Here is a 17,210-nt window from a genome sequence, read left to right on the forward strand (position 1 = left end):
CGGTCGGATCAGACGGCGGGCTCGAACCAGGTACCGATCTCCGCGCCCGAGAGCGCCTGGTGCACCAGGTCGGCGCTCGTGACGAGAACTCCGATGCCGGACGCCGCGGCGAGACGCGCAGCCGACACCTTGGTCGCCGCTCCCCCGGTGCCGACGCTGTTCACGACGGTGGCACCGAACTCGAGACCGCTGAGGTCGGCGTCAGCCGCGACGATGTCGATCGGTTCCGCCCGCGGGTCGGACGGAGGCTTGGTGTACAGCGACTCGATGTCGCTGAGCAGCACCAGCGCATCGGCCTGGATCAGTTGCGCGACGAGTGCGCCGAGCCGATCGTTGTCGCCGAAGCGGATCTCCTGCGTGGCGACCGTGTCGTTCTCGTTCACGATGGGGAGGATGCGCAGTCCCAGCAGGCGTTCCATCGCGCGGCGCGCATTGCTGCGCGACATCGGGCTCTCGAGGTCGCCGGTCGTCAACAGCACCTGGCCGGCGACGATGTCGAAGGGGCGCATGGCCTCCTGGTAGCGGTACACGAGGATGTTCTGGCCGACAGCGGCTGCGGCCTGCTGCGTGGCGAGGTCGGTGGGGCGTGCGTCCAGGCGCAGGAACGGGATGCCGCTGGCGATGGCTCCGGAGGAGACCAGGACCACCTCGGCGCCCCGCGCGTGCGCAGCCGCGAGAGCCTCGACGATGACCGGGATGCGCCAGGACGAATCTCCGCTGATGGAGGACGAGCCGACTTTGACGACGATGCGCGCTGCGGTGGCGAGATCGGCTCGAGACCGTGCGGTCACTCGTCATCCCCGCGGTAGGCGGTGAGACGCAGCTCCTCGACCTCGGCTCGCGCCGCAGCCTTGGCATCCATGCGCTCGTAGTAGTTCTCGCGGCGCTCCGACGTGGTGCGTCGGGAGTTCGGAGCCAGTCGCGGATCGGTGCCTCGCGGTGCTGTCATGAGCTCGGCGGCGGAGGCCATGGTGGGCTCCCAGTCGAAGACGATGCTCTCGCCCTCCCCGATCACGACGGTCGATCCCTGGACAGCGCCCAGCCGGAAGAGCTCGTCCTCGACGCCCACCTTCTCGAGACGATCGGCGAGATAGCCGACGGCCTCCTCGTTCTGGAAGTCGGTCTGCTGGACCCAGCGCACCGGCTTCTCACCGAGGATGCGGTAGATGTTGCCGTAGGTGCCGCCCTCGACACGGATCGTGAATTCCTTCTTCGAACCGCGGGGACGGATGACCACACGCTCGGGAACCTCCACGACCGTCTCGGCACGGTGCTTGTCGACGATCTCACCGAGCGCGAACGTGAGTGGACGCAGCCCCTCGTGGGAGACCGTGGAGATCTCGAACACGCGGAAACCCCGCGCTTCGAGATCGGGACGCACGAGTTCGGCGAGGTCGCGCGCCTCGGGCACGTCGATCTTGTTCAGCGCGATGAGCTGCGGGCGCTCCAGCAGCGGGAGCTGACCCTCCGGCACCTCGTAGGCGGCGAGCTCGGCCAGGATCACGTCGAGGTCGGAGATCGGGTCGCGACCCGACTCGAGCGTCGCGCAGTCGAGCACGTGCAGGAGAGCGGAGCAGCGCTCGACGTGGCGGAGGAACTCGAGGCCCAGGCCGCGCCCTTCGCTCGCTCCCTCGATCAGACCGGGGACGTCGGCGACGGTGTAGCGCGACTCGCCGGCCTGCACGACCCCGAGGTTCGGGTGCAGTGTGGTGAACGGGTAGTCGGCGATCTTCGGTCGGGCCGCGGAGATCGCGCCGATCAGGCTCGACTTGCCGGCTGACGGGTACCCCACCAGCGCGACGTCGGCGACGGTCTTCAGCTCGAGGACGACATCGCCCTCGAATCCCGGGGTGCCCAACAGCGCGAAGCCCGGGGCCTTGCGCTTGGGCGAGGAGAGCGCCGCGTTGCCGAGACCGCCCTGACCGCCCTTGGCGACGACGAATCGCTCGCCGGGCACGATCATGTCGATCAGCACCTCGCCCTCGGGGGTCTTCACGAGGGTGCCGAGCGGCACCGGGAGCTCGAGCGTCTCGCCCATGAAGCCGGCGCGGTGATCGCCCATCCCGAATCCGCCGTTGCCCGCGGAGCGGTGCGGCGAGTGGTGGTACGACAGCAGGGTGCCGGTCTGGGTGTCGGCGACGAGCACGATGTCTCCACCGTCACCGCCGTTGCCGCCGTCCGGACCGCCGAGCGGCTTGAACTTCTCCCGGTGCACCGAGACGCAGCCGTTCCCGCCCTTGCCGGCGCGCAGATGCAGCGTCACGGTGTCGACGAAGCTGACCATGTCTCGATCTCCTTTATTGAGTTTCCACCCGGGGGCAGATACACGGACGGGGCGAGCCGAAGCCCGCCCCGAACCGGATGATGATGTGCTGTGCGGCGATTACTCGCCGGCTGCGACGATGTTGACGACCTTGCGGCCGCCCTTGGCGCCGAACTGGACCGCACCCGCGGCCAGGGCGAACAGGGTGTCGTCGCCACCACGGCCGACGTTGACGCCGGGGTGGAAGTGCGTGCCGCGCTGACGGACGATGATCTCGCCGGCGAGGACCTGCTGGCCGCCGAAGCGCTTCACGCCGAGGCGCTGGGCGTTGGAGTCACGACCGTTACGGGTGGAGCTTGCGCCCTTTTTATGTGCCATGTCCTGGTCTCCTCGGTCTTACTTGATGCCGGTGATCTTGACGCGCGTGAGCTCCTGGCGGTGGCCCTGACGCTTCTTGTAGCCGGTCTTGTTCTTGTACTTCTGGATGACGATCTTCGGGCCGCGGAGGTTGCCGATGACCTCAGCCGTGACCTTGACCTTCGCGAGCGTGTCAGCGTCGGTGGTCACCGAGGTGCCGTCGACGAGCAGCACGGCGGCGAGCTCGATGTTCTCGCCCTGCGCAGCCTTCACACGATCGAGCTGAACGATCGTGCCGACCTCGACCTTCTCCTGCCGCCCACCGGCGCGCACTACTGCGTAAACCACTTCATACCTGTTTCGTTGGGGAGCACGAGCTCCGAGAATCTCACGGGAAGACTGTTGCTTGCATGCACCGCAGGGCGGCGGGTGCGAACGCAAGGCTCTCCACTCCGACCGACGAGGACGGGGCGGCATACGCACCAAGGGACTACTTTACCGGATGCGGGACGGTGTCGCAAAGTGAGACCGGCGGTGTGTCCCGTCCTAGGCTGGCGGGATGAGCGTACTCGTCGATGATCCGCAGTGGCCGGCGCACGGCCGGCTCTGGGCGCACCTGGTCAGCGACCGCAGTCTCGACGAGCTGCACGCCTTCGCGCGGGCGCACGAGGTGCCCGCCCGGGCGTTCGATCGCGACCACTACGACGTTCCGGAGGAGTCGATCCCCCGGCTCGTCGCCGGCGGCGCACAGCGTGTCGGAGGCAAGGAGCTGGTCCGACGGCTGATCGCCTCAGGCCTGCGCGTCCCCGCTCGCGACCGACGCTGACGACTCGCCGTTCACCGAGATCGGAGTGCCGGTGAGGGCGGCCGTGCTGACACGGCGACGCCCGCGGCCCTGCCCGGGGGCCTTCGGCTCGGGCAGCGCGTCGAGAACGGAGTCGAGCAGCTGCTCGGCCGGAGACTTGGGGGCCTGACGGTCGGCGCCGCGCTTCTTGCGCGGCTTCTTCGCACGCTCGACGACCGGTGCGGTCTCGGCCACCGGCGTCTCGATCTCGACCTCGACGACGTCCGCGCTCGGCACCCGCGTGGACGCCGCGATCTGCGCGAGCGCCGACTTGGCACCCTCGGGGATGCTGTGCGTGACGTTCGCCGCGGCGGGAGCGCTCTGACCCTGGTTCTGGTTCTGGTTCTGTCCCTGGTTCTGGCCGTTGCCTCCGCCGCGCTGGCGACGGTTGTTGCCCTGACCGCTGTTGCCGTTGCCGTTGCTGCTGCCGCCGTTGCTGCGGTGCTTGACCACCGGATCGTGGTGCACGATCACGCCGCGGCCGGCGCAGACCTCGCAGGCCTCGCTGAAGGTCTCCAGCAGACCGAGGCCGAGCTTCTTGCGCGTCATCTGCACGAGACCCAGCGAGGTCACCTCGGCGACCTGGTGCTTCGTGCGGTCACGGCTGAGGCACTCGATGAGCCGACGCAGCACGAGATCGCGGTTCGACTCGAGCACCATGTCGATGAAGTCGACGACGATGATGCCGCCGATATCGCGCAGACGCAGCTGACGGACGATCTCCTCCGCCGCCTCCAGGTTGTTCTTCGTGACGGTCTCTTCCAGGTTTCCGCCGGAACCGACGAATTTCCCGGTGTTGACGTCGACGACCGTCATCGCCTCGGTGCGGTCGATCACGAGCGATCCGCCCGACGGCAGCCAGACCTTGCGGTCGAGCGCCTTCTCGATCTGCTCGGTGATGCGGAAGGCATCGAAGGGGTCGGTCTCGTCCTCGTACGACTCGACGCGCTCGAGCAGGTCGGGGGCGACGCTCTCGAGGTAGCCGCGGATGGTGCCCTGGGACTCCTCGCCCTGGATCAGCATCTTCGTGAAGTCCTCGTTGAAGACGTCACGGACGATCTTGACGAGCAGATCCGGCTCGGCGTGCAGCAGCGCGGGAGCCTGCTGGTTCTCGACCGCCTTCTGGATGTGCTCCCACTGGCTGGTGAGCCGCTGCACGTCACGCGTGAGCTGGTCCTCCGTGGCACCCTCGGCGGCGGTGCGGACGATGACGCCCGACGACTCGGGCAGCACCTCCTTGAGGATGCGCTTGAGACGCGCGCGCTCGTTGTCGGGGAGCTTGCGGCTGATCCCGTTCATCGACCCGCCGGGCACGTACACGAGGTAACGGCCGGGGAGGGAGATCTGGCTGGTCAGACGCGCACCCTTGTGCCCGACCGGGTCCTTGGTGACCTGCACGAGGACGCGGTCGCCGGGCTTGAGCGCGAGCTCGATGCGGCGGGGCTGGTTCCCGGTCTCGACGCCGTCCCAGTCGACCTCACCGGAGTACAGCACGGCGTTGCGTCCGCGACCGATGTCGACGAAGGCGGCCTCCATGCTCGGCAGCACGTTCTGCACCCGGCCGAGATACACGTTGCCGATGAGCGACGCGTCCTGGTTGCGGGCGACGTAGTGCTCGACGAGCACGCCGTCCTCGAGCACGCCGATCTGGGTGCGACCGTTCTTGGAGCGGACGACCATCTTGCGGTCGACCGACTCGCGTCGCGCCAGGAACTCGGCCTCGGTGACCACGGGGCGCCGGCGACCGGCATCGCGACCGTCGCGGCGGCGCTGCTTCTTGGCTTCGAGACGCGTGGAGCCCTTGATGGCCTTGGGCTCGGTGATGTACTCCACGACGCGCTGACGCGGACGCGGTTCCTCGCGCTGCTCGTCGGAGTCGGAGCCGCCACGACGACGGCGCCCACGGCGAGCCGCAGGGGAATCGTCCGGCTGCTCACGATCGGCGTTGCGGTCGAAGCCGCGATCCCGCTCGCGCTCGGGGCGGGCGGGCAGCGGGACGACCTCGGGGGCGTAGAAGTGCAGCTGGGTCGAGACCTGCGAGACGAACACCTCGGGCAGCAGCCCCAGCGACACGGCCGTGACGGGGCCCGGAGCGGGCTTCTCCTCGGCGGGCTTCTCCTTCTCGGGCGCGGCCTGCTCGGGCGCGGCCTGCTCGGCGGCAGCCACCACGGGAGCCGACGCGGCTTCCTCGGCGTCGATGGACGGTGCGGCTTCCGCATCCTCGGCGGGCGCATCATCCTCGGCGGGAGCAGCATCCGCGCTCGACACGGTCTCCTCGTCGGTGACCACCGTGTCCTCGGCCTGATCGGTCCCGGTCGTCTCCGACTCGGTCGACGCGGATTCGGTCGGCGTCGTGGGCTCCGTCACCTGCTCCGCGGCATCAGCCGAGGCATCGAGGGCGGGAATGGTGTTGTCATTGGTCTCGTCGGCCATCTCTGGCGTGCTCCTCGTGGCGGGCACTGGGTGCTCCGCGAAATCTCATGCGACACCCGCGGATGTCGCGAACTCATTCGGTGTGCGACCGGCTCATGGCTCTGATCGCGTGGGGCATAGGACCCCGAAGTCTGCGTCACATGCGTGTCACGGCCAGGCCATGATGCGCATCACAGGTCATTATCGCACTATCACGGCCGGATCACGGCATCTCGCCTCGATCCCGTCGTTTTGTCCGGTGCGCTTTCGTCCGATCCATAGCCGTCACTGAGATACTCCACATATGAGCGAGCAGAGAACCCGCCCCGTCGTCTTCGCCGTGTGGTTGATCATCGCGAGTGTGATCGGGCTGTTCGCCGCCTTCCAGCTCACGATCGACAAGATCATGCTGCTGGAGAATCCCGATGCCTCGTTGAGCTGCAATGTGAGCGTCATGATCCAGTGCGGCAAGAACCTGGACTCGTGGCAGGGCGAGCTGTTCGGGTTCCCGAATCCGCTGCTCGGAATCGCCGGCTGGATGGCCCCGCTCGTCGTCGGTGTCGCTCTTCTGGCCGGGGCCCGCTTCCCTCGCTGGTTCTGGGCGGCCTTCGGCGGCGGCGTGCTGCTCGCGTTCGTCTTCGTGTGCTGGCTGATCGCGCAGAGCATCTACGCCCCGAACCTCGGCGTGCTGTGCCCCTGGTGCATGCTCACCTGGTCGGTCACGATCCCGACCTTCTTCGCGACCGTGCTGCACCTGATCCGCAATGGCACGCTCACCGGGAACGAGAGGGTCCAGGACCGTGCGAACCGCCTGATGGTCTGGGTGCCGCTCGCGACGATCCTCGCCTACGCCGTCGTCATCGTGCTCGTCCAGGTGCGCGGCCTCGACCTCCTCGGCGAGGTCATCGGCATGATCTTCTGACTCTCGGCACAGCGGGGTTCCCGACAGCGGACGGAGACCGGTGCAACGACAGAACCCGTCTGCGATCAGGATCGCAGACGGGTTCCGTCGTTCGGGAGGTCAGTCGAACCAGATGCCGAGCTCACGCGCGGCCGACTCGGGGCTGTCCGAGCCGTGCACCAGGTTCTGCTGCACCTTGAGCCCCCAGTCACGACCGAAGTCGCCGCGGATCGTTCCGGGTGCGGCGGCCGTGGGGTCGGTCGTCCCGGCGAGCGAGCGGAAGCCCTCGATCACCCGGTTGCCGGCGAGGCGGATCGCGACGGACGGGCCCGAGAGCATGAACTCGAGCAGCGGCTCGTAGAACGGCTTCCCCTCGTGCTCGGCGTAGTGCGAGGCGAGCAGGTCGCGGTCGGGCTCGACCAGGCGGATGTCGACGAGCGCGTAGCCCTTCGCCTCGATGCGGGCGAGGATCGCTCCGGTGAGTCCGCGGGCGACGCCGTCGGGCTTGACGAGGACGAGTGTCTCTTCGGTGGCCATGTCATTCACTCTCTGTCTGAGTCTCGGTCGAGGGCTCGATCGGGCGTCGTGCGTCCAATCGGGCCCCCATGATCGTCGCATACGCCCACATGCCGCCGAAAATCACGACGACGAGCAGGATGGCGGGCACCAGGAACGCCGACAGCGCGACGATCACCTGGATCACCCAGCCGGCCGTGATCGCCCACGGGCGCGTGATCATGCCGGCGATCACGATGCAGGCGAGACCGACGACGGCTCCGCCGACGATCCCCCACCACTGTTCGACGCCGTCGGGCAGCGTGCGCAGCCCGAAGATCGTCAGCCCGGCGAGGAACACCACGATGGCCTCGAACCCGAGCACGATCGGAGCGAGCTTCTGCACCAGCGTGCGCGGAGCGCGTGCACGTCGGGCCGGCGCGGCATCCGCACTCATGCACGCCACCCCGATTTCCAGTCCTCGGCCGTCGACAGGGCGATCGCCTCACCGGCCAGCACCACGGACCCGGCGATCACGACGGCGCGGCGATCGGACGATGCCGCCCACTCGCGCGCCGCATCCGCCGCGGCGTCGAGCGTGTGGTGCACGGTGGCGCGGCGCCCGGTCTGCTCGACCAGATCGGCGATGAGGTCGGCGTCGCTCGCCCGGTCGGAGTCCGGCGACGTCGCGAAGACGTGCGCGACCGCGGGAGCGAGTTCTGACACGATGCCCGCGGCGTCCTTGTCTCCGAGGATGCCGAGGACCAGCCCCCATTCGTCGAAGTCGAAGCTGTCGTCGAGGGCCTGCGCCAGCGCCTTCGCGCCGTGGGGGTTGTGCGCGGCATCAACGACCACGGTCGGTGCGATGCCCAGCAGCTGCAGCCGACCAGGCGAGGTCGCGCCCTGTAGCCCTTCGGCGATGATGTCACCCGCGATCCGCTGGGAGCCACCCCCGATCAGCGACTCGACGGCCGCGACCGCGAGAGCCGCGTTGTGCCCCTGGTGCGCGCCGTAGATCGGCAGGTACTCCTCGACGTACTCCCCCGCCAGTCCGCGGATCGCGAGAAGCTGTCCGCCGACCGCGAGCTTCTGGTCGGTGAGTCCGAATTCCTCGCCCTCGAAGGCGATGGTGGCCTGGTGCTCCGCCGCCACCCGGCGCAGCACCGCGGCAGCCTCCGGAGGCTGCTGCGCCGAGACGACCGCGGCGCCGTCCTTGATGATCCCCGCCTTGACCGTCGCGATCTCGGCGATCGTGCTGCCGAGGCGGTCGGCGTGATCGAGGTCGATGGGGGCGAAGACCGCCACGTCGCCGTCGGCGGTGTTCGTGGAATCCCATTCGCCGCCCATGCCCACCTCGAGCACGAGCACGTCGATCGGCGCATCCGCGACGGCCACGAAGGCGAGCACGGTGATCAGCTCGAAGAACGTCAGCGGTTCCTCTCCGGCAGCCTCGAGCTCGGCGTCCACGATGTCGACGAAGGGGACGATCTCGTCCCAGGCATCCGCCACCGCGGCATCGCCGATCGGCTCACCGTCGATCATGATGCGCTCGGTGAACCGCTCGAGGTGCGGGCTCGTGAAGAGCCCCGTACGGAGGCCGTGCGCCCGAAGGAGGCTCTCGATCATGCGCGCGGTCGACGTCTTGCCGTTGGTGCCGGTGATGTGCACGACACGGTAGGTGCGTTGCGGATCGTCGAGGTAGGCGAGGATGCGCGCGGTGCGCTCCTTGCGCGGCTGCACCCAGCGCTCCCCCGCTCGACTCAGCAGGGTCGCGTACACGGCGTCCGCCCGTTCGGTGGCACTCATGCTCCGGCCTTCCCGCTCACGAGAGCAGTCGCGTCGATCGTGACGATGAGGGGCGACTTGTCCGCCCCCAGCGCGCGAACTCCCGCGCGGAACACCCCGTCGCCGGGACTGGTCACGTCGTCGACCAGGGCATCCATGTCCTCGGTCGGCTGCACGGCGAAAGCGATGGACAGCGTCTCCGCCGAGATCAGCTCCGCGTGCGCGTCCAGCGCCGCGGCGTGGTCCGGTGAGGCGTTCAGCGCGAGGACGATGCGGTCGCTGACGTCGAGCCCCGCGTTCTTCCGAGCCTCCTGCACGACGCGGATGGCGTCGCGGGCGAGGCCCTCCGCCTCGAGCGCGGGCGTGGTCTGCGTGTCCAGCAGCATGAAGCCGTCGGACGGCACGATCGCCAGGGCCTCGCCCTCCGGGCGCCCGGAGGTCTCCAGCGCGAGGTCGTACTCGGCCGGCTCCAGGGCGATCCCGCCCGCCGTCACGACGCCGTCGACGTCGGACCAATCCCCGGCCTTCGCCGCCTTGATCACCGTCTGCACGTTCTTCCCCAGCCGGGGCCCCGCCGCGCGCGCGTTCACGCTCAGACGGTGCGTGATGCCGTACTCGGCGGCGGTCGAATCCTGCAGCGCGACGAGCTCGACCGTCTTGACGTTGAGCTCCTCGCGCAGGATGTCCTCGAACTGTCCGAGCGAGGCCGCCAGCGGTGAGACGACCGTGAGACGCGCGAGCGGCAGGCGCACCCGCAGCTTCTCCTTCTTGCGTAGCGCGTTGCCGACGCTGGAGAGCTCGCGGATCGCGTCCATGGCGTCGCGGATCTCGTCCGCCGCCGGGAACTGCGCGTCGTCCGGCCAGTCGGTCAGGTGCACGCTCCGCCCGCCGGTGAGTCCCTGCCAGACGCGCTCGCTGATGAGAGGAACGAGCGGGGCTGCCACCCGGGTCAGCGTCTCGAGCACGGTGTAGAGGGTGTCGAAAGCCTCCGTCGAACCGGGCCCCGTGGCGACCGACGGCTCGGTCACACCGGTCCAGAAGCGATCGCGCGACCGACGGATGTACCAGTTGGTCAGCACCTCCGCGAACTCCCGCAGTCGTCCGGCCGCCGTGGTCGAATCGAGCCCTTCGAGGTCGGCGCGCACCTCGCGCACGAGGTCGCCGAGACGGGCGAGGATGTAGCGATCGAGGACATCGGTGGAGTCCGTGCGCCACTGCGCCTCGTACCCTGCGGGGCCGGACGCGTTGGCGTAGGTCGCGAAGAAGTACCACGAGTTCCACAGCGGGAGCAGGAACTCCCGCACGCCCGAGCGGATGCCCTCCTCGGTCACCGCGAGGTTGCCGCCGCGCAGAACCGAGCTCGACATCAGGAACCAGCGCATCGCATCGGAGCCGTCACGGTCGAGCACCTCGGACACGTCGGGGTAGTTGCGCAGCGACTTCGACATCTTGTAGCCGTCGCTGCCCAGCACGATGCCGTGGCAGCTGACCCCGGTGAATGCCGGACGGTCGAACAGCGCGGTCGACAGCACGTGCATCACGTAGAACCAGCCGCGGGTCTGTCCGATGTACTCGACGATGAAGTCCGCGGGGGCGTGCGTGTCGAACCACTCCTGGTTCTCGAACGGGTAGTGCACCTGGGCGTAGGGCATCGAGCCCGAGTCGAACCACACGTCGAACACGTCCTCGATGCGGCGCATCGTGCTGTTGCCCGTGGGGTCGTCGGGGTTCGGACGGGTCAGGTCGTCGATGTACGGGCGGTGCAGGTCGATCTCGCCCTCGGGGTTGCGCGGGAGCGTGCCGAAGTCGCGTTCGAGGTCTTCCAGCGACCCGTACGCGTCGACGCGCGGGTAGTCCGGGTCGTCGCTCTTCCAGATGGGGATGGGCGAGCCCCAATAGCGGTTGCGGCTGATCGACCAGTCGCGTGCTCCCTCGAGCCACTTGCCGAACTGGCCGTGCTTGACGTTCTCCGGCACCCAGGTGATCTGCTCGTTGTTCGCGAGCAGATCGTCCTTGATGTCGGTGACGCGGATGAACCAGCTCGACACCGCCTTGTAGATGAGCGGGTTCCGGCAGCGCCAGCAGTGCGGGTAGGAGTGCTCGTAGCTCTGCAGGCGGATGAGGCGCCCGTTGTCGCGGATGAGGCGCACGAGAGGCGTGTTGGCGTCCATCCAGAGCTCACCGGCGACATCCGTCACGGTCGGCAGGAAGCGTCCGCCGTCGTCGAGCGACAGGATCGTCGGGATGCCGGCAGTGCCCGCGACGCGCTGGTCGTCCTCACCGTAGGCGGGAGCCTGGTGCACGATGCCGGTTCCGTCGCTGATCGTGACGTAGTCGTCGACGAGGATGCGCCAGGCGTTCTCGGTGCCGTGCACCTCGGCGTCGGCGTAGTAGTCGAACAGGCGGTCGTAGGTGACATCCTGCAGCTCGGCGCCGAGGATCGTGGCGTCGACCGCGGCGAGCGCGTCGTCGAGGCTCTCATACCCGAGGTCCGTGGCGTATCCGCCCAGCAGGGCACGGGCGAGGAGGTAGCGGTGGGCGGAGGCCTCGACGGCGGCATCCGTGGTTCCGGCGGGCTGATGGACGTCGGCTGCGCCGCCCGGTCCGGCCGGGAGCACGACGTACTCGATCTCGGGACCGACGGCGAGCGCCAGGTTCGTGGGGAGCGTCCAGGGCGTGGTGGTCCACGCCAGCGCGCGCACGCCCGTGAGACCGAGCGACTCGGCCTTGGCGCCCGTGAGCGGGAACGTGACCGTGACCGACGGGTCCTGGCGCATCTGGTACACGTCGTCGTCCATGCGCAGCTCGTGCGCGGACAGCGGAGTCTCGTCGCGCCAGCAGTACGGGAGCACCCGGTACCCCTCGTAGGCGAGGCCCTTGTCGTAGAGGGTCTTGAACGCCCAGAGCACGCTCTCCATGTAGCCGAGGTCGAGCGTCTTGTAGCCGCGCTCGAAGTCCACCCAGCGGGCCTGGCGGGTGACGTAGTCCTGCCATTCGTGCGTGTAGGCGAGCACGGAGCTCTTGGCCTTGTCGTTGAAGACGTCGATGCCCATGGCCTCGATCTCGCTCTTCTCGGTGATCCCGAGCTGCTTCATCGCCTCGAGCTCCGCGGGGAGCCCATGCGTGTCCCAGCCGAAGACGCGGTCCACCTTGTGACCGGTCATGGTCTGGAAACGCGGGAACACGTCTTTGGCGTACCCCGTGAGCAGGTGGCCGTAGTGCGGGAGTCCGTTGGCGAACGGAGGTCCGTCGTAGAACACCCACTCCGGGGAGCCATCGCGCTGCGCGATCGAGGCGCGGAAGGTGTCGTCCTCGGCCCAGAAGGCGAGCACCTCCTCCTCGATCTGCGGGAAGCGGGGGCTGGGTGCGACGGCAGCCTGCACGGCGTCGGTCGAGGAGTCGGCGGCGGGGCCGAAGGAGGAACGCGGGTAGGTCATCGTGTCTCGCAGTGATCGTCGTGGTGGATGCTGCTGCGAGGACGATCCTCACGGACCGCGGTACCACCTCGCGTGCTGCGCCCGATGGACGCAACCACTCTCACTGCGGCTGTGACGGGCCTGCCCCGCTCGGTTCTACTGGGTCGACCCCCTGGAGGGACCGGCTGTTCTTCCGAGAGCTCCCCGGTGATGCCGGATCGATGCTCGTCCTCCCAGTGTACGCGCGTGCGTCCACCCTCGCCTCCTCGGACGTCACCCTCGGCCCCGTGCGCTTCTCTGGGCCAAGTGCGCTTCGCGCGGCCGGAATCCCGGAATCCACTCCGGACGGCTGCATCCACCGTCCTGCGTCCGAACCCTCGCTCCACGACACGAGCCGCGCGCACCACGCCGCCGAGCTGCGCGATCACCGCCATGAGGTCATCGATACTCCGCCGCATCGCGTCAGTCTGGACGACTCGGGTACCCCCGCCTGGGTCCGGCACCGCCTTCCCAGAGCAAGCCGGGGGAAGTGCGGCCTGTGCAGGATGAGTGGACGCGCGCAGGCCTGTGACGCCAGTCTCGGCCTCGCGCGCGTGCCTCGGCCCGAATCCGGGAATCCGGCCGAGGGACGCGAACGAAGCCGAGCGACGCGAACGAAGCCGACGGAGCGCCCTGCCCCGCGCACCGGGCATGTCCGTCCCCCGCCCTACCCTCGAGTCATGGCACGTCTCCCCGAGTCCCCCGCCCCGCCCCGCGTCTCGCCGCCCGACCTTCCCGATCAGCTCACACCGGGTGTTCCCACGCGGAGCGCCGATCTGGTCGCGCGGAGCCTTGCGTTGTCCGGCACGGTGGATCTCGCCCACGCGACGCTGGAGCAGTGCACGGTCTCGGCAGACGCCGACGACGTGGACCTGACCGGGGCAGCGATCCTCGACGTCGAGATGACGCACCCGCGCGTCGCGTCCGTGCGGCTGCGTGATGCCGGCATCCGCCGTCTGCGGATCACGGGCGGGCGCATCGGCACGCTGGATCTGAGCGCCTCGCGCATCTCCGAGCTCGAGCTCCAGGACGTGCGCATCGACTACCTCACGCTCGGCGGCGCGAAGGCGACCGATGTCGAGGTGTCGGACTGCCGCATCCGCACTCTCGACATGCCGCAGGCAGAGCTCGCCCGCGTGCGGTTCGCCCGATCCACCTGCGACGAGGTCGACCCCCGGGGCATGCGCGCCTCCGACGTCGATCTGCGCGGGCTCGACGCCGTCGCCTTCCTCGACGCCAACAGTCTGCGCGGCACCACGCTCACCGGTTTCCAGGTGCAGCAGCTCGCCCCGGTGATCGCGGAGGGGCTCGGAATCCAGATCAGGGAATGACGCTCACGGCGGGGTGCTTCCCGCCGAACCCGCGGCGGCCAGCAGTTCGCGGGTGAACGGATGCCGCGGCGCGGCGAACACGGACTCGACGGCTCCCTGCTCGACCACCCGCCCGTCCTGCATCACGAGCACCTCGTCCGCCACGGCCCGCACCACGTCGAGGTCGTGGGAGACGAAGATCATGGTGAGCTCCCGCTCCCGCTGCACCCGGAGCAGGAGACTCAGGACGCGTTCGCGTACCGAGGGGTCGAGCGCCGACACCGGCTCGTCCAGCACCAAGACCGCAGGGTCGGCCGCGAGCGCGCGGGCGATCGCGGCGCGCTGCCGTTGTCCGCCCGAGAGCTCCCCGGCCCGTCGAGAGGCCAGACCCGCATCGAGCTCGACCTCCGCCAGCAGCTGCGCCACCCGGCGAGCACGCGCGGAACGCGGCACGCCTCCCGCAGCGAGCGCTTCCCGCAGCGACCGTCCGACCGTCCACCGCGGGTCGAAGGCGCCCAGGGGGTTCTGATGCACGAGCTGCACGTGTCGGCCGTTCCCGCCGACGATCTCACCGCTGTCGGGCCGCTCCACGCCGACGATCATGCGCGCGAGCGTGGTCTTCCCGGACCCGGACTCCCCCACGATGCCGAGCGTGCGCCCCCGCCGGACCTCGAAGGACGCGTCGACGACGGCCGGCACGCCTGAGAAGGCCTTCGACACGTTCGTGACCTGCAGCACCGGCTCGGCGTCGCCGGTGACCCGTGGGCGGGGCTCGTGCATCGTCGCGTCGATCAGCTGCCGAGTGTACGGATGCTGCGGTGACTGCAGAACCTGCGTGACCGGCCCCTCCTCGACCACCGCACCGTCCCGCATCACCAGCACGCGGTCCGCCAGGCGACGCACCGCGGCGAAGTCATGGCTGATGAACACGACAGCGGTGCCGGTGTCGGCGATCTCCCGCAGCAGGTCGAGGATCCGCGCCTGCACGGTCGCATCGAGCGCGGTCGTGGGTTCGTCGGCGACGAGCACGGCCGGGGAGGCCGCGAGCGCGGAGGCGATCAGCGCCCGCTGGCGCAGTCCGCCGGAGAGCTGATGCGGGTACTGCGCGGCGCGGCGGTCGGGCTCGGGCATCCAGACGCGGCGCAGCAGCCGATGCACACTCTGCGCCATGCTCTCGCCGTCGGCGCGCGCCTCGGGGTGCAGTCGCAGGGGCTCGCCGACTTCGCTGCCGATGCGCTGCAGCGGATCCAGGGCCACGAGGGCGTCCTGCGACACCAGCGCGATCCGTGCGCCTCGCAGCCGTCGCCACCCGGAATCGCGCAGATCACGAGCGTCGACGCCGTCGATCTCGAGCCTGTCGGTCGTCACCCGAGCGCCCACCGGCGTGAGACCCAGCAGCGCCCGCGCGGTGAGGGACTTCCCTGCACCCGACTCCCCGACGATCGCGACGCACTCGCCGGGTGCGACGGCGAGCGAGACCCCGTCGACCACGGTGGTGTCGCCGAAGCGCACCCGCAGACCCTGCAGATCGACCACGAGGCGTCGACTCATCGTCCCCGCCCCTCTGCGCGCGCCCGGAGCACGCGTCCGACGATCGTCGCGGAGATGACCGTGAGCGTGATCGCCGCGCCCGGGAACACCGAGATCCACCAGGCCTGACCGAGGACGTTGCGGCCGCCCGCGAGCATGAGTCCCCACTCGGGCGTCGGCTCGGTGGTGCCGAGTCCGAGGAAGCTGAGCCCGGCCGCCGCGAGGATCGCCGAGCCGATGCCGATCGTCGCCAGCACGCTGAGCGCCCCGAACACACCGGGCAGGACGTGCCGGCCGAAGGCGACGGGGGCGGACACCCCGAGGATGCGCGCGGCCTCGACGTGCTCCGCGACGCGCAGCGTACGCGTCTGCACGCGGGCGAGGCGGATGTACACCGGCACGGCGGCGAGGGTCACGGCGAGCGCGACGTTGACGGGGCCCGGCCCGAGGATCGCGATCACGACGAGTGCGACCAGGAACTCCGGAAAGGCCATCAGCACGTCGTTCACGCGCATGAGGCCCACATCGACCGCGCGCGGGGCGGAACCGGCGAGCGCGCCGACAGCGAGCCCGACGACGACGGCGATGGCGGTCGCGAGCAGGCCGACGCCCACCGAGCGCCCCGCCGCGAACACGACACGCGAGTACACGTCGCGTCCGCTCTGATCGGTGCCGAACAGGTGCTCGGCCCCCGGGGGCGCCAGGGCGCCGCGCACGTCGGTCTGCAGGGGATCGTGGGTGGCGAGCAGGCCGGGCGCGACCGAGGCGAGGGCGATCACGGCCAGCACGGCGAGCGCCGCGCCCATCAGCACCCGCTGTGCCGACGTCATCGGCGTGCCTCCGGCACTGACGGCAGATCGGGGACGATGCGCTCCCCGGGTGCGGCGCGCGTTCCCGGCGCCGGGGCAGCCCGACGCAGCCGCGGGTCGATGAGCGGATGCAGCAGCTCGACCAGTGTGTTGATGAGCACGAAGACGAGGGCACTGAGGAGGATGATGCCCGAGATCACCGGGAGGTCGCGGTCGCTGATCGCGGCGAGCGTCACCCGCCCCAGGCCAGGACGCGCGAACACCGTCTCGACGAGCACGGCCCCGCCGAGCACGGATCCGGTCAGATAGGCCGCCAAGGTCATCGCACCGGACGCACCGTGTCGCAGGCCGTGCCGCAGGGTGAACCAGCTCCGGCCGGCACCGCGCGCGCGGACGGTCTCGGCGAACGGCATCCGTTCCGCCTGGATGAGCCCGTCGCGCAGCACCTGACCGAGCAGTGCCGCCACGGGCAGCGCGAGCGTCACCGCCGGCAGGACGAGGGTGGCGGGATTCCTCGCCCCCGAGACCGGGAACCAGCCCAGACCGAACGCGAAGACGCTCAGCAGCACCAGTCCGATCCAGAACACCGGCGATGACAGGACCACCAGCTCCACCCCGGCGGCCACGGTGCGCGCGATCTCTCCTCGAGCGAGCAGCGCCACCGAGAACGCGATCACCACGGCGATGGCGAGCGCCAGGGCCGACAGCTGCAGCGTCGCGCCGATCTGTCGCCCGATCACCTCCGTCACCGGAAGACGCAGCTGATACGACTCGCCGAGATCTCCGCGGACGAGCTGCCCGAGGTACGAGACGTACTGCTCGACGGCGGGGCGATCGAGACCGAGTTCGGCGCGGATGCCGTCTTTCACCGCTTCGCTCACCTGAGCCTGCGGTCCGAGCATCACGGAGACCGGATCGCCGGGGATGACGCGGAACGCCAGGAAGGCCACCGTCGCCGCCCCCCACAACACGACGACGATCGAGGCGAGGAGACCGGCGATCCGCAGGAGCACCGCTCTCACTGCTCTCCCCTCCCGGCGCGGACCTGC

The 17,210-nt window shown here is 69.6% G+C and carries 15 protein-coding genes; 3 read left to right on the forward strand and 12 right to left on the reverse strand.

Annotation, left to right across the window (positions count from 1 at the left end; translation table 11 throughout):
* Positions 1-8 precede the first annotated feature (8 nt).
* The 4 genes from proB to rplU all read right to left on the reverse strand — a co-directional run bounded on the left by proB (position 9) and on the right by rplU (position 2,968).
* A complete protein-coding gene (gene proB / locus ACWA14_RS09205) occupies positions 9-791 on the reverse strand; it encodes a glutamate 5-kinase (protein WP_463792664.1) in 783 nt (260 codons plus the stop codon).
* Entirely contained in the window at positions 788-2,284 is a 1,497-nt protein-coding gene (gene obgE, locus ACWA14_RS09210) for a GTPase ObgE (RefSeq protein WP_463792665.1), read from the reverse strand. Before obgE ends, proB begins: the two co-directional genes overlap by 4 nt.
* 99 nt (positions 2,285-2,383) lie before the next feature.
* A complete protein-coding gene (gene rpmA, locus ACWA14_RS09215; protein WP_045280029.1) occupies positions 2,384-2,641 on the reverse strand; it encodes a 50S ribosomal protein L27 in 258 nt (85 codons plus the stop codon).
* Positions 2,642-2,659: 18 nt separating this feature from the next.
* Positions 2,660-2,968, reverse strand: a complete 309-nt coding sequence (gene rplU, locus ACWA14_RS09220; RefSeq protein ID WP_463792668.1) for a 50S ribosomal protein L21 — start codon at positions 2,966-2,968, stop codon at positions 2,660-2,662.
* Positions 2,969-3,179: 211 nt separating this feature from the next.
* On the opposite strand from rplU, the gene ACWA14_RS09225 reads away from it, so the two are divergent.
* Positions 3,180-3,446 (forward strand): DUF4031 domain-containing protein, encoded by a 267-nt coding sequence (locus ACWA14_RS09225; RefSeq protein ID WP_463792669.1) that lies wholly within the window; start codon positions 3,180-3,182, stop codon positions 3,444-3,446.
* On the opposite strand, the gene ACWA14_RS09230 is transcribed toward ACWA14_RS09225, so the two are convergent.
* Entirely contained in the window at positions 3,411-5,897 is a 2,487-nt protein-coding gene (locus ACWA14_RS09230; RefSeq protein WP_463792670.1) for an Rne/Rng family ribonuclease, read from the reverse strand. The genes ACWA14_RS09225 and ACWA14_RS09230 overlap by 36 nt on opposite strands.
* Before the next feature lie 283 nt (positions 5,898-6,180).
* Here ACWA14_RS09230 and ACWA14_RS09235 point away from each other — a divergent pair, with 283 nt between their 5' ends.
* Positions 6,181-6,798, forward strand: coding sequence for a vitamin K epoxide reductase family protein (locus ACWA14_RS09235; RefSeq protein WP_463792672.1), 618 nt, complete (start codon positions 6,181-6,183; stop codon positions 6,796-6,798).
* Between the two features lie 99 nt (positions 6,799-6,897).
* Here ACWA14_RS09235 and ndk read toward each other — a convergent pair whose 3' ends face one another.
* The 4 genes from ndk to ileS are packed head-to-tail and all read right to left on the reverse strand — an operon-like array spanning position 6,898 to position 12,494.
* A complete protein-coding gene (gene ndk / locus ACWA14_RS09240) occupies positions 6,898-7,314 on the reverse strand; it encodes a nucleoside-diphosphate kinase (protein ID WP_463792674.1) in 417 nt (138 codons plus the stop codon).
* 1 nt (position 7,315) lies between these two features.
* Entirely contained in the window at positions 7,316-7,729 is a 414-nt protein-coding gene (locus ACWA14_RS09245; protein ID WP_463792676.1) for a DUF4233 domain-containing protein, read from the reverse strand.
* Complete coding sequence (locus tag ACWA14_RS09250) at positions 7,726-9,078, reverse strand: bifunctional folylpolyglutamate synthase/dihydrofolate synthase (protein WP_463792677.1); 1,353 nt, start codon at positions 9,076-9,078, stop codon at positions 7,726-7,728. The genes ACWA14_RS09245 and ACWA14_RS09250 overlap by 4 nt, the downstream gene beginning before the upstream one ends.
* Entirely contained in the window at positions 9,075-12,494 is a 3,420-nt protein-coding gene (gene ileS / locus ACWA14_RS09255) for an isoleucine--tRNA ligase (RefSeq protein ID WP_463792680.1), read from the reverse strand. Before ileS ends, ACWA14_RS09250 begins: the two co-directional genes overlap by 4 nt.
* Before the next feature lie 698 nt (positions 12,495-13,192).
* On the opposite strand from ileS, the gene ACWA14_RS09260 reads away from it, so the two are divergent.
* Complete coding sequence (locus ACWA14_RS09260; protein WP_463792682.1) at positions 13,193-13,843, forward strand: pentapeptide repeat-containing protein; 651 nt, start codon at positions 13,193-13,195, stop codon at positions 13,841-13,843.
* Positions 13,844-13,846: 3 nt separating this feature from the next.
* Here ACWA14_RS09260 and ACWA14_RS09265 read toward each other — a convergent pair whose 3' ends face one another.
* From ACWA14_RS09265 to ACWA14_RS09275, 3 genes are read right to left on the reverse strand one after another with little or no spacing between them, the layout of a single operon-like run.
* On the reverse strand, positions 13,847-15,373 hold the full coding sequence (locus ACWA14_RS09265) for an ATP-binding cassette domain-containing protein (protein WP_463792683.1): 1,527 nt from the start codon (positions 15,371-15,373) through the stop codon (positions 13,847-13,849).
* On the reverse strand, positions 15,370-16,182 hold the full coding sequence (locus ACWA14_RS09270; RefSeq protein ID WP_463792686.1) for an ABC transporter permease: 813 nt from the start codon (positions 16,180-16,182) through the stop codon (positions 15,370-15,372). The genes ACWA14_RS09265 and ACWA14_RS09270 overlap by 4 nt, the downstream gene beginning before the upstream one ends.
* Positions 16,179-17,183, reverse strand: coding sequence for an ABC transporter permease (locus ACWA14_RS09275; protein ID WP_463792688.1), 1,005 nt, complete (start codon positions 17,181-17,183; stop codon positions 16,179-16,181). The genes ACWA14_RS09270 and ACWA14_RS09275 overlap by 4 nt, the downstream gene beginning before the upstream one ends.
* Between the last annotated feature and the right edge of the window lie 27 nt (positions 17,184-17,210).

This window comes from Microbacterium sp. TW_SC_2 (assembly GCF_055361165.1).